Annotated in this window: 13 protein-coding genes; 5 read left to right on the forward strand and 8 right to left on the reverse strand. The window is 71.9% G+C overall.

Going from position 1 to position 12,666, the window contains the following annotated elements; translation table 11 throughout:
- Positions 1–63: 63 nt before the first annotated feature.
- The 4 genes from yczE (at position 64) to ACZ7L0_RS37960 (ending at position 3,514) form a co-directional block, all read left to right on the forward strand.
- Entirely contained in the window at positions 64–699 is a 636-nt protein-coding gene (gene yczE / locus ACZ7L0_RS37945; protein ID WP_471247132.1) for a membrane protein YczE, read from the forward strand.
- Positions 696–1,463 carry a glycerophosphodiester phosphodiesterase gene (locus tag ACZ7L0_RS37950; RefSeq protein ID WP_471247133.1) on the forward strand — a complete coding sequence of 256 codons (768 nt, stop codon included), beginning with the start codon at positions 696–698 and terminating at the stop codon, positions 1,461–1,463. Before yczE ends, ACZ7L0_RS37950 begins: the two co-directional genes overlap by 4 nt.
- Before the next feature lie 59 nt (positions 1,464–1,522).
- A complete protein-coding gene (locus ACZ7L0_RS37955) occupies positions 1,523–2,872 on the forward strand; it encodes an MFS transporter (protein ID WP_471247134.1) in 1,350 nt (449 codons plus the stop codon).
- A 267-nt stretch (positions 2,873–3,139) separates the two neighbouring features.
- Positions 3,140–3,514, forward strand: coding sequence for an RNA polymerase-binding protein RbpA (locus ACZ7L0_RS37960; protein WP_009187548.1), 375 nt, complete (start codon positions 3,140–3,142; stop codon positions 3,512–3,514).
- A gap of 95 nt (positions 3,515–3,609) precedes the next feature.
- Here ACZ7L0_RS37960 and fxsA read toward each other — a convergent pair whose 3' ends face one another.
- The 4 genes from fxsA to ACZ7L0_RS37980 form a co-directional block, all read right to left on the reverse strand.
- On the reverse strand, positions 3,610–4,167 hold the full coding sequence (fxsA, locus tag ACZ7L0_RS37965; RefSeq protein WP_471247135.1) for an FxsA family membrane protein: 558 nt from the start codon (positions 4,165–4,167) through the stop codon (positions 3,610–3,612).
- A gap of 52 nt (positions 4,168–4,219) precedes the next feature.
- The gene (locus ACZ7L0_RS37970) at positions 4,220–5,017 is read right to left on the reverse strand and encodes a polyprenol monophosphomannose synthase (protein WP_471247136.1); all 798 of its coding nucleotides are present in this window, start codon (positions 5,015–5,017) and stop codon (positions 4,220–4,222) included.
- A gap of 535 nt (positions 5,018–5,552) precedes the next feature.
- Positions 5,553–7,160, reverse strand: coding sequence for an amidohydrolase (locus ACZ7L0_RS37975; RefSeq protein WP_471247137.1), 1,608 nt, complete (start codon positions 7,158–7,160; stop codon positions 5,553–5,555).
- 52 nt (positions 7,161–7,212) lie between these two features.
- Positions 7,213–7,653 (reverse strand): Lrp/AsnC family transcriptional regulator, encoded by a 441-nt coding sequence (locus tag ACZ7L0_RS37980; RefSeq protein WP_471247138.1) that lies wholly within the window; start codon positions 7,651–7,653, stop codon positions 7,213–7,215.
- Between the two features lie 268 nt (positions 7,654–7,921).
- Between ACZ7L0_RS37980 and ACZ7L0_RS37985 the strand changes: the two genes are divergently transcribed.
- Positions 7,922–8,365, forward strand: a complete 444-nt coding sequence (locus ACZ7L0_RS37985; protein WP_471247139.1) for a hypothetical protein — start codon at positions 7,922–7,924, stop codon at positions 8,363–8,365.
- Positions 8,366–8,745: 380 nt separating this feature from the next.
- Here ACZ7L0_RS37985 and ACZ7L0_RS37990 read toward each other — a convergent pair whose 3' ends face one another.
- The 4 genes from ACZ7L0_RS37990 to ACZ7L0_RS38005 all read right to left on the reverse strand — a co-directional run bounded on the left by ACZ7L0_RS37990 (position 8,746) and on the right by ACZ7L0_RS38005 (position 12,531).
- Positions 8,746–9,918 (reverse strand): acyl-CoA dehydrogenase family protein, encoded by a 1,173-nt coding sequence (locus ACZ7L0_RS37990; protein ID WP_471247140.1) that lies wholly within the window; start codon positions 9,916–9,918, stop codon positions 8,746–8,748.
- A 245-nt stretch (positions 9,919–10,163) separates the two neighbouring features.
- Positions 10,164–10,856, reverse strand: coding sequence for a TetR/AcrR family transcriptional regulator (locus ACZ7L0_RS37995; RefSeq protein ID WP_471247141.1), 693 nt, complete (start codon positions 10,854–10,856; stop codon positions 10,164–10,166).
- A 57-nt stretch (positions 10,857–10,913) separates the two neighbouring features.
- On the reverse strand, positions 10,914–11,060 hold the full coding sequence (locus ACZ7L0_RS38000) for an SCO1431 family membrane protein (RefSeq protein WP_471247142.1): 147 nt from the start codon (positions 11,058–11,060) through the stop codon (positions 10,914–10,916).
- Between the two features lie 109 nt (positions 11,061–11,169).
- Positions 11,170–12,531, reverse strand: a complete 1,362-nt coding sequence (locus tag ACZ7L0_RS38005; RefSeq protein WP_471247143.1) for a peptidase C39 family protein — start codon at positions 12,529–12,531, stop codon at positions 11,170–11,172.
- Positions 12,532–12,666: the final 135 nt, after the last annotated feature.

A 12,666-nucleotide genomic window follows, 5' to 3' on the forward strand; every position in this document is an offset into this window, starting at 1 on the left:
ACAGAGTGTCACGGGTCAGGCCACTACCACCACCGGGGGGACCCTTTGTCCGCGAAGCGGCACATGGCGAGGCGGTTGATCCAGCTGTACGCCGGACTCGCGCTGTACGGCGCGAGCTCCGCGCTCCTTGTGAAGGCCGGTCTCGGCCTGGAGCCCTGGAACGTCCTGCACCAGGGCCTCGCGAAACTCACGGGGCTGAACATGGGCGTCGTACTGACGATCGTGGGCGCGGCGGTCCTGCTGCTGTGGATCCCGCTGCGCCAGCGCCCCGGACTCGGCACGGTCTCCAACGTCCTGGTGATCGGGTTCGCCATGGACGCCACCCTGTCCGTGCTGCCCGAACCGCGGGCCCTGGCCGTCAGGATCCCGCTCCTCGTGGCCGGCGTCGTGCTCAACGGCATGGCGACCGGCCTCTACATCGCCGCGGACCTCGGCCCCGGCCCGCGCGACGGCCTGATGACCGGACTGCACCGGCGCACGGGCCGCTCGATCCGGCTGATCCGCACCGGCGTGGAGATCACCGTCGTCGCCACCGGCTTCGCGCTGGGCGGCACGGTCGGGGTGGGCACGATCCTGTACGCCCTGGCCATCGGCCCGCTGGCGCAGATCTTCCTGCGCCTGTTCACCGTCCAGCCGGAATCCGGTAGCAGCACAATCGTTGCCAAGGGGACACCCGAACGGGTGATACTGCGTCCGTGAGCACGCTCGTACGCCACCCGTACCTGGACCATCCTGGTCCCCTCGCCTTCGCCCACCGGGGCGGGGCCGCCGACGGCCTGGAGAACACCGTGGCGCAGTTCCGCCGCGCGGTCGAGCTGGGCTACCGGTACATCGAGACCGACGTGCACGCCACGGCGGACGGAAAGCTGGTCGCCTTCCACGACGCGACCCTGGACCGGGTCACGGACGGCGCGGGCCGGATCGCCGACTTGCCCTGGGAGGACGTCCGGCACGCGCGCGTGGCGGGCCGCGAACCGGTCCCGCTCTTCGAGGAGCTCCTGGAGACCTTCCCTGACGTCCGCTGGAACGTCGACGTCAAGGCGGAGCCCGCCCTGCGCCCGCTGCTGGAGCTGATCGGGCGGACGAACTCCTGGGACCGCGTCTGCGTCGGCTCCTTCTCGGAGGCGCGGGTGCTGCGCGCCCAGCGGCTGGCCGGACCGCGGCTGGCCACGTCGTTCGGCACGCGCGGGGTGCTCAACCTCCGGCTGCGCTCCTGGGGGCTGCCCGCCGCGGTGCGGCGGTCGGCGGTCGCCGCGCAGGTGCCCGAGGCCCAGTCGGGTGTCCCGGTGGTCGACCAGCGCTTCGTACGCGTGGCCCACGCGCGCGGGCTGCAGGTGCACGTGTGGACGATCAACGAGCCCAAGCGGATGCGCCGGCTCCTGGACCTGGGCGTCGATGGCATCATGACCGATCACATCGACACGTTGCGCAAGGTCATGGAGGACCGGGGCGTCTGGGTCTGACCCTCCGGGCGCCGCGCCCGGCTTTCGCACGGCACTTCAGCGGGGAAGCGAGGGCACGGGTGGGCACCGACACCGTGCGGGCGGAGGCGGCCGACGAGTCCGCCGGGCGACGGCGCGAGCAGCGCGGCTGGTACTTCTACGACTGGGCGTGCTCGGTCTACTCCACGAGCGTGCTGACCGTGTTCCTCGGCCCCTACCTCACCTCGGTCGCCAAGTCGGCGGCGGACCCCGACGGCTTCGTCCACCCCTTGGGGGTGCCGGTCCGGGCCGGTTCCTTCTTCGCGTACTCGGTGTCCCTGTCGGTGATCCTGGCGGTCGTGGTGATGCCCCTGGTGGGCAGCGCGGCCGACCGCACGGGCCGCAAGAAGCCCCTCCTCGGCGCTGCCGCTTACACCGGCGCGGCGGCGACGACCGGCATGTTCTTCCTGGACGGCGACCGCTATCTCCTGGGCGGCGTCCTGCTGATCGTCGCGAACGCGGCGCAGTCCGTGGCGATGATGCTCTACAACTCCTACCTCCCGCAGATCGCGCCGCCCGAGGAACGCGACGCGGTCTCCTCCCGCGGCTGGGCCTTCGGCTACGCGGCGGGCGCCCTGGTCCTGATCGTCGACCTGGTGCTGTACTCCGCGCACGACACCTTCGGGCTCTCCGAGACGGCGGCGGTACGCGTCTGTCTGGCGTCGGCCGGCCTGTGGTGGGGCGCCTTCACTCTCGTACCGCTGCGGCGGCTGCGCGACCGCCGCGCCGGGACGGTACGGGAGGCCACCGCGCCCGGGCTGCGGCAGCTCGCGGCCACGGTCCGGGACATGCGGCGCCACCCGCTGACACTCGCCTTCCTGCTGGCCTATCTCATCTACAACGACGGCATCCAGACCGTGATCTCCCAGGCCTCGGTCTACGGCTCCGAGGAGCTGGGACTCGGGCAGTCGACGCTCATCGGGGCCGTGCTCCTGGTGCAGGTACTGGCCGTCGCGGGCGCCCTGGCGATGGGGCGGCTTGCGCGGACGTACGGCGCGCAGCGGACGATCCTCGGCTCGCTGGTCGCCTGGACGCTCACCCTGGGGGCCGGGTACTTCCTGCCCGCCGGGGCGCCGGTGTGGTTCTTCGCGCTCGCCGCCGGGATCGGGCTGGTCCTGGGCGGCAGCCAGGCGCTCTCCCGCTCGCTGTTCTCGCATCTGGTCCCGCCCGGCAAGGAGGCCGAGTACTTCGCGGCCTACGAGATGAGCGACCGCGGGATGAGCTGGCTCGGCCCACTGCTGTTCGGGATCACCTACCAGCTGAGCGGCAGCTACCGCTCGGCGATCATCTCGCTGGTGGCCTTCTTCGTCATCGGGTTCGTGTTGCTCGCGCGGGTGCCGGTGCGGCGTGCGATCGGCGAGGCGGGCAACCCGGTTCCGGAGAAGATTTAGCGCTCAACACGAAAGGGCGGTAGTGTACGCGTTTGGCCTGCCAGGCGTACCGTTACTGCGCGTCAAAGAAGCCGAAACGCTGGGTGACATCTGCTAGCAGATGTGACAAACCGGGCGCTGGTGGGTACAACAAGGGGCGGCTACGACGGCGACGCATGACCCGGAACGGGACACGGATCGGGAATCTTTACCGCCGACCGGACGTTGACCGGATGACGACGACAGCGACACCTGTCCTGTGGGCGACAAGCCCGGGAGGCACGATTCATGAGTGAGCGAGCTCTTCGCGGTACGCGCCTCGTGGTGACCAGCTACGAGACGGACCGCGGCATCGACCTGGCGCCGCGCCAGGCCGTGGAGTACGCATGCGAGAAGGGGCACCGCTTCGAGATGCCCTTCTCGGTGGAGGCGGAGATCCCGCCGGAGTGGGAGTGCAAGGTCTGCGGTGCCCCTGCACTCCTCGTGGACGGCGACGGCCCTGAGGAGAAGAAGGCCAAGCCCGCGCGTACGCACTGGGACATGCTGATGGAGCGGCGCACCCGCGAGGAACTCGAAGAGGTCCTCGAGGAGCGTCTGGCGGTACTGCGCTCCGGGGCGATGAACATCGCGGTTCACCCCAGGGACAGCCGCAAGAGCGCATAGCCCCTGCGGGGCTGAGGCGGTCCATCAGCGCACGTGAGTAACCGCGGGCGCCGTACGTGAAGTCGACGTACGGCGCCCGCGGTTTTCGTGTTCGCTCAGCGGGTCAGCGGCGGCCGCTGCTCCCGCGGCGCGTCCCCCGGCTGGTCCCTGATGACCTCGCCCTGGACGACCTTGCCGTCGGGGCGGTACATCCGCGCCTGCTGGAAGACGTCGCCCAGGCCACCGGGGACGGCCTCGCGGAGCTTGCGGTCGAAGGTGCGCTCGGCGTAACCGCTGACCGCCTTCTGGACCGGCGGGATCAGGAGCAGCAGACCCGCCGCGTCCGAGATCAGGCCGGGGATCATCAGCAGCAGGCCGCCGAGCATCATCAGGCCGTTGCCGGAGCCCTTCGAGGGCGAGCCGCCCCGCTGCACCGCCTCGTTGAGGTTCTGGAAGGCACGGCGGCCGGCCCGCTTGATGACCACGGAGCCGGCGACGAAGCCCGCCACCAGCAGCATGAACACGGCGAAGCCGCTCGTCGCGCCCGCGACCATGGTCAGCAGCCAGATCTCCAGTACCAGCCAGGCGGCGATCCCGAGCGGCAGGAACGTGCGCAGCCGGGAGCGTCGGGGCCGGGTGGTGGGCTGCGAAGGGGGCGGAGCGCCAGTCGTCATGGGACCAGTGTGCCCGGCCCCGGCTCAGCGCGGGATAAGGGGTGGGGGTCGATCAGCGGGCTTGCCTGACCTTGCCCGTGACCCTGCCCAGCCGCTCGCCCACGCCCCACGCCGTGACCCGCCACAGCGCCTCCACGACGATGTCGCGGCTCATCTTGGAGTCGCCGAGCTCCCGCTCCACGAACGTGATCGGCACCTCGACCACGTGGTAGCCGGCCCTGACCGCGCGCCGGGCCAGGTCGACCTGGAAGCAGTACCCCTGCGAGGCCACCTCGTCGAGGCCCAGGCCCTCCAGGGTCTCCCGGCGGAAGGCGCGGAAGCCACCGGTCACGTCACGGATCGGCACGTCGAGCATGAGGCGCGAGTAGGTGGAGCCGCCGCGCGAGAGGAACTCGCGGGACCTGGGCCAGTTCACCACCCGGCCGCCGGGCACCCAGCGGGAGCCGAGCACGAGGTCGGCGCTCTTGAGGGCGGTGAGCAGGCGGGGCAGTTCCTCGGGCTGGTGGGAGCCGTCGGCGTCCATCTCGACCAGCACGCCGTAGCCGTGGTCCAGGCCCCAGCGGAATCCGGCCAGGTAGGCGGCGCCGAGGCCCTCCTTGCCCTTGCGGTGCAGCACCTGGACATGGTCGTCCTCGGCGGCCAGTTCGTCGGCGAGCTTGCCCGTGCCGTCGGGGCTGTTGTCGTCGGCCACGAGCACGTGAGCCTCGGGAACCGCCTTGCGCACCCGGCCGACGATGGCCTTGATGTTCTCCGCCTCGTTGTAGGTCGGGATGATCACCAAGGCCGTGCCGAGCGGACCGAACCGCCTCTCCCGGTCCTGTGCCGCGAGGGTCTCGTCGCCGTCGTTCACTGCTGCCCCTTCACATGTCGTACGCAGGGTCCACCATAGTGGCCGCGGCCTGCGCCGACGCGACGGCTCGTTCGTATGGTGGTGTCGATTCCCCAAGAGCGGGGTAAGAATGTGTTTTTCGGATCGCGTCCCGCTGCGGATGGGGGCCCGGCGCCCTTCGGGCCGACCTGGGACCCGCTGGCTGCGGATCGACCGAAAGCCGTTGTCTACTGAGCGCCCGGGCCCCACCCGGGTCACACCTTCCCGGCCGGTCGGAAGCGTCCCGCGTCGGCGCGGGCGCTGAGCCTGGCTCCCAGCGACGGTGCCCCGGTGCGGCACACCGTCCCTGACCCAGCGGCGCTGCGACGCGTGCGCGAAATGCTCCCCGGTCGGGCGTCCGGTGGTGGACTCGGCCGAACCTACCGGCCCGCCTCCATCGGCTGTCAACAGCCGTTTGATCTGCGCAAACACACGGGGTCGAGCGGTCGGCGCAGAGGATGCGCAGGTCGCGCGACGCCGTCGCGGCGGCCGATCGCCGCCGCGCCACCCCGGGAGATCACTCGCCCGGCCGTACGAACACCGTCCGTCCGCCCACGACGGTCCGCAGGCAGACCGGCAGGTCGTGGCCGGGGGTCAGGTCGGGCAGACCGGGGGTGCCGGAACGGGGGTCCGTCGACCAGCGCGCGACACGGTCGTCGGGGGCCTGGACGACCAGCGCGTCGGTCCGCCAGACGGCGTAGTCCGCGGGCGCGCCGGGCACCAGGACGCCCGCGTCGTCCCGCCCGACGGCCCGCCAGCCGCCGCGGGTGTGCGCGGTGAACGCGGCCCGCACGGAGACGCGGTGTTCGGGCGTGCGGTGGAAGGCGGCGGCGCGGACGGTGCCCCACGGATCGAGGGGCGTGACCGGGCTGTCGGAGCCGAAGGCGAGGGGCACACCGGCGCGCAGCAGGGCGGCGAAGGGGTTCAGCGTCCGCGCCCGTTCCGCGCCCAGGCGCCGGGCGTACATGCCGTCCTCGCCGCCCCACAGCGCGTCGAAGGCGGGCTGCACGGACGCGGTCAGGCCGAGCTCGGCGAAGGCCGCGATCGTCTCGGGGGTGAGCATCTCGGCGTGCTCGACGCGGTGCCGGGCGGCGCGGACGCGGGCGAGGCCGATCTTCTCGGCGGCGGCCCGTACGCCCTCGACGACCGCGGTGACGGCGGCGTCGCCGATGGCGTGGAAGCCGGCCTGGAGGCCCGCCTCGGTGCAGGCGATGACGTGCTCGGCGACGGCGGCCGCGTCGAGGTAGGCGGTGCCGGTGTGGCCGGCGTCGGCGTACGGCTGGTGCAGACAGGCGGTGTGCGAGCCGAGGGCGCCGTCCACGAAGAGGTCGCCCGCGGCGCCGAGCGCGCCCAGCTCCCGCGCCTTCTCCACATCGCCTTCCGCCCAGTAGCCGATCACGCGCGGTCCCGGCTGCTCGGCGGCGAGCCGCAGCAGGTCCGTGAAGTCGTCCTCGGAGGAGATCCGCGGTCCGCCGCACTCGTGCACCGACCCGATGCCGAGGGAGGCGGCGTGCGCGAGGGCGGCCCGCTGGGCCTCGGCGCGCTGGGCGGGGGTGACGGCGGCGAACGCGGCGGCGCGTACGGCGTGGTGGTCGTCGCGGGTGAGCGGGGCGTCCGCGTGGGACACCTGCCCCGGGACCAGGTCGAGCAGGGCCGTCGTGACCACCGCCGAGTGGACGTCGATACGGGAGAGGTACAGCGGGCGCCCGCCGGTGGCCGCGTCGAGCTCCGCGCGGGTCGGGGGCCGTCCGCCGGGCCAGCGGGCGGCGTCCCAGCCGTGGCCGAGCAGGACCCGGTCGTCCGGGCGGGCGGCGGCGAAGTCCCGTACCCGGGTGAGGGCCGCCTCCAGGGAGGGCGCGTCCGAGAGGTCCAGGCCGGTCAGCGCGAGGCCGGTGGCCGTGGTGTGCACATGGGCGTCGGTGAACGCCGGGGTGACCAGGGCGCCGTCCAGGTCGACCACCTCGTCGACACCGTCCGCGAAGGCGTCGGCGGCACCCTCGGAGCCGACCCAGGCGACCTGGCCGCGCTCCACGACCATCGCGGTGGCGAAGGGGTCGGCGGGGCTGTGCACCTCGCCGCGGCGCAGGAGGACGGTCTCGGAGCCGGGGGCGGGTCGTTCACTCATGACCGACAGTCTCTCGCGGGAAACCGGCCGCGCCGCACCCGGGGCCGCCGGTTCAGATCTTCGGCGGCCGCGACTCGTACGGCGTCGACAGCACGACCGTCGTCCGGGTGGACACCCCGGCCAGGCTGCGCACCCGGGCGAGCAGTTCCTCCAGCTCGTGCGGGGTGGCCACGCGCACCTTGAGGATGTAGTTCTCCTCGCCCGCGACACTGTGGCAGGCCTCGATCTCGGGGACCCCGGCGAGGCGGTCCGCGATGTCGTCGGGGGCGCTGGGGTCGAACGGTTTCACCGAGATGAACGCGGTCATCGGCAGCCCCACGGCCTCGGGGTCGACGACCGCGGCGTAGCCGCGGATGACACCACGCTGTTCGAGCCGGCGCACCCGCTGGTGCACGGCCGACGTGGACAGGCCCGTGGCCTTGCCCAAGTCTGTGTAGCTCATCCGCCCGTCCTTGACGAGCAGCTGCACGATCTGTCGGTCCAGCTCCTCCATGGCGCCAAAACCTACAGTGCCCTTGATCTCCTCGGATACCTGAGCACCCCAGGTCCTACCCGGTTCGTGATGTCCCCGAGAGCCGGCTGTGAGCCATCTGAGGGACAAACGCACCGCACCGGGCACCTGCGGGTGGCATGTGACCAACGCCACAGCCCTCGGGCGGGCTCCGTGATGGTCTCGTGATTACCGCCGCGAGCGGACGGGAAGTGCTTGCTGTGGTCGAGGCCGCAGTGCCGTCGCGGCCCAGCCCGAGGGGGAGAATCCCATGCAGAGTCTTAAGCGCCCTGGTCGTAGCATGCCCAAGCGGCAGCAGCCGGTCGTCGAACCCGAGCCGGAGGGCGTCGAACCCGACGCCTTCGACGACACGGACGTCGAGGAAGCCGACGCCTACGACACCTTCGAGATGTACCGGGTGATCTGCCCGGACTGCGCACAGCCCATCGCCCTGCTGGCGGACGAGGAGATCCTGCCGGAGCACGCGCTGTGCGCCTCGCCGTGGAACCCGTTCGGCCTCACGGTGTGTGCCGGCACGGGCCGCGCGGCGGCCGACGCCCGTCCCGCGGACGAGTCCTTCCAGCCCCAGGAGCAGGACACCGCGCTCCTGCTGACGCTGCCGCAGGGACTGAACTGGCGGACGCAGCCCTTCTCGCACGTCGGAGGCCCGGGCTCACGCCCGATGCGCGTACCCGAGATGCGCCGGGCCGCCTGAGTCACCGCACCACATCCCGGTAGCCGCCCCGCGCCACGGCACGTATGCCGCCGTGGTGCGGGACAGGTGTGTCCGGAGCCGCCGGAAGGGGCGCGGAGTGTGGCCGGACGGCCGCGAACTCACGCCCGAATTGCGGGAAGGGTGACCTGTCCGCCGGTGCGGGCGTTGCCCTGGTATGACCCCCACACATTCGGCGACAGGGCGTCAGTACCGCGTGTTCGTTCCTCCGCCCGCGGGATCGGTCCCCCCTCCCCCGCCGCAGGATCCACCCATCTACCGCGACCTGTTGCGCGCCTGGGCCGACCGGGGCCGCACGCTACCGGGCCGCCACGACCCGGAGTGGGTCAGACTGGCGGCCCCGTCGGCCACGCTCGGGCAGTTCAGCGGCCTTCCGGCCCCGCGACGTGACGGGCGATGACCATCCGCTGGATCTGGTTGGTGCCCTCGACGATCTGCAGGACCTTGGCCTCGCGCATGTAGCGCTCCGCCGGGAAGTCCGCGGTGTAGCCGTACCCGCCGAGGATCTGGACGGCGTCGGTGGTCACCTTCATCGCCGTGTCCGTGCAGTGCAGCTTGGCCATGGCCGCCTGCTTGGCGAACGGCCGCCCAGCGTCCCGCAGCCGGGCCGCCGCCAGGTACAGGGCGCGGCCCGCCTCGATCTGGGTGGCCATGTCGGCGAGCATGAAGCGCAGGCCCTGGAAGTCGGCGATCGGGCGTCCGAACTGCCGGCGGTCGGTGGCGTAGGCGACCGCCTCGTCCAGCGCGGCCTGGGCCACGCCGATCGCGCAGGCCGCGATGCCCAGGCGCCCGGAGTCGAGCGCTGACAGGGCGATGGCGAAACCCTGGCCCTCCTCGCCGATGCGCCGCTCGTCGGCGACCCGCACACCGTCGAAGTGGATCTGGGCGGTGGGCGAGCCCTTCATGCCCATCTTCTTCTCGGGCGCGGCGGCGCTGAGGCCCTCCGCGTCGCCCGGCACCAGGAACGCGGTGATCCCACGCGGGCCGTCCTCGCCGGTGCGCGCCATGACCGTGTAGAAGTCGGCGATGCCTCCGTGGGTGATCCAGGCCTTGGTGCCGTTGATCACCCACTCGTCACCGTCGCGCACCGCCTTCGTGCGCAGCGAGGCCGCGTCCGAGCCCGAGGACGGCTCGGAGAGGCAGTAGGCGCCGAGCAGTCCGCCGCCGAGCATCGCGGGCAGGTGCTCGACCTGCTGCTCCTTGGTGCCGCGGGCGGCGAGCGCGTAGGAGGCCAGGGTGTGCACGCTGACGCCGAGGCCGACGGTGAGGCGGGCGGCGGCGAGCTCCTCCAGGACCTGGAGGTAGACCTCGTACGGCTGGTCGCCGCCACCGTACTCGGAGTCGTACGGCAGACCCAGCAGTCCCGATTCCGACAGAAGGGTGAATATCTCACGCGGGAAGCGTCCGGCGTCCTCCTCCTCGGCCGCCGTGGGTGCGATCTCGCGCTGCGCGATGTCGCGGACGAGCGAGATCAGATCCCGGGCCTCGTCCGTGGGCAGTTGCCGGTCCACCGGCTGCGGGGCGCGGTCGGGCATGGCGACGCTCTCCTCCCTGTCGGGCGCATCGGCGGACGTGCGCCTTGGGTGGGGCGGCGCCGCCTGGTCTGTCTGGGTCCGGCCGATGCGCGCGCTCCCGGGTCTCGGAAGCCGCTGACCAGCGGCTGTGCGCTGTGAGTATGCCCGATCGGCGACCTCTCGTCACCAGTTAACGACCGCTCACTTCAAGACGTCCACCGCAGGCTTCGACCCCTGGCCGAAATTGGTATGGACCACCCCGGGGTTCAGGCCTCCCGGCGGGCCGGCACGGGGGCCGGATAGGCGGGGTCGAGTTCCTCGATGGCGCGCAGGGCGCCACCCAGGGTCTTCACCAGCAGCTCGCGCATGGTTTCGCGGGACAGGCCGGGGTGGTCGATCCAGTCGAGGGTGGCGCCCTCGACGCTGCACACCCAGGCGAGCAGGCCCATGCGGGCCAGCGGCGCGATGTCGCTGCGGCCGTACGCCCCCTCGGCGATGGTCGCCACGACCACCTCGCGCACGCCGTCCCGGATGGCGTGCACCTCGGTGTCGAAGCCGACGCCGCCGCTGACGATGGTGCGGTAGGCGGCCTGGTGGTGCTCGGCGTAGCGCAGATAGCTGTCGACGGTGCGGTGGACCCGGTCCACGGCAGGCAGGTCGAGACCGCTCGAGGCATGGGTGACCAGGCCGGCGACGGAGTCCTGGATGATCGCCAGGTAGTAGCCGCGCTTGGACTGGAAGTAGTAGTAGATCAGGCCCTTGGCGACATGCGCCTGCCGTGCGATGTCGTCCATGGACAGCGCGTCGTAGGACGTATCGGCGAACAACTTCCGCCCGATGGCGATGAGTTCGGCACGACGCGCCGCGGAGCGCTCGGTGCCGCGCGTCGGGGGACGGACGGTGGCACCTTGTTGCCTCGTATTCAATTCAAACCCTGGTCTCAACGGGCTGCGGGACATCGGCAGTATGTCAGAACAACCGGACCGCCCCGTCGGGTTCAGGGCACCCGCGCCAGGTCAGAGCAGGCCGAGCCGGGTCACGAGCATCGCGATCACCGCGACCAGGATCCAGCCCAGAACGTGCTCGAGGATCTGCGGGCCGTCGTCCTGCGGACCGCCGGTGCGGGTACGGGTGTGGGCTGCGGTGGCCGAGTGTGCGGTCATGGTGTCTCGCTGAGGTCTGCTGGGCCGGATGGACTCCCCCCACCGTTCTGTCCACCTTGCCACCGGAAGCGGCTTTCGCGGCGGAGACGTTGGTCACAGCCGTCCGGAGTCAGCGCACACCGGCCGCGGCGAGCGCCCAGCGCTGGTGGCGCGTGGGATGGGCCGGGAAGTACAGGTAGCAGACGCCGCCCGTGCCCGAGACCACCTTGCCGCTGGCGTTGTACCGCTTGGTCCTGAGCCAGATATTTTCGAACTCCCGCCGCAGGTACACGCGCCGCACCGCCGGGTCGCTCGGCGAGGCCGGGTCATTGGCGATCACGTCGCCCTCGGCGGTGAAGCCGATCACCGTCATCAGGTGGCCGGAGGTGCCGTAACCGGCGCCCGTCAGCTCGGTCTTGAGGAAGGACTGGGACGTTATGGCCGGGATGCCGGCCGCGATCAGCGTCTCCAGGTCGGTGAGCGAGCCGAGCCGGGTGACCACGCCCTGCAGACCCCTGTACGTGGCCGCGTAGGCGGCGTTGAACGGCCAGTTGCCGCAGCCCGCGTACTGGTAGTCGTAGGTGTGGCGGGCCGCGTGGCACACCTGCGGGTCGGCGTAGGAGGGGTCGACCCAGGACAGCTGGTCGGCGGTGAGCCGGCCGCCCCAGTACTCGATGATCATCTGCGAGGAGGTGGGGCTGCACCAGGCCTCGCCGCCGTTGTCGTACTCCGGGTACTGGCCCGCGTGGATCTCCTGCGAGTAGCGCGGGACGGTCAACTCCTGGGCCAGGCCGGGGGTGGAGGCCGGGACGGTGAAGCGGTCGGGGATGTCGGAGCCCATGGCGCCGAGCCGCCAGACGGTCGGGGTCGCCCTGGTGCCGGGCCTGCGGTAGAGGGTCAGCCGCAGCCGGTACGACACCAGGCGCAGGCCCGTGGAGGCGTCGTCGATGGCGAAGGTGTCCGTCCAGACGGTGCTCCTGCCATCGGTCTGGTCGTCCACCGAGGTCCGCTTGATGTCCTGGTCACCCGAAGCCCAGCGGCCCATCACGTACCAGGGGGTGGCGGTGCCGTCGGAGTACGTCCCCGACATCTCGACCTGGATCCAGGTGCCGGCCGGCGTCCGGGCGTTCCAGGAGGCGATCACCTCGGTGGCGGGGACGGCGAGCCGGTGCACCGGCGAGGTCCAGGTGGCGTACTCCCAGGGGGCGGTCGTGCCGGTGTGCGGGTCGGTGTAGTCGGTGGTACCGGCCGGAGCTCCGATCGCGAGCCCGGGACGGGCGCCGGCGACGGGCCGGGTGCCCTGGGCGGCGCCGCAGCGCCAGTCGGAGTACGTGGTCCAGGCCCGGTAGTCGACCGGGCGGGCCGGGGTGCGGCCGGCCTCCTTGGCGTCGGCCCCCGCCGTGGCGGCCGCGGGGCCGGCACCGGAGACCACCGCGGCGGCGACGGCCGCGGCCAGGACGGTTCTGCGGGACGGGTGTTCGGCTGTGCTCATGGGCGGAAGACCCCCAGGTGTCAGAAGTCGGGCGGTCCGATGCACGGCTGTGCGCCAACTATGGAGGAGCGGGCATGCCCCTGCCAGCACTTCGGCCCATGCCACGCCCACGAATATTGGTCTGGGCCATTGGCA

Source organism: Streptomyces sp. NPDC039424 (genome assembly GCF_055639495.1).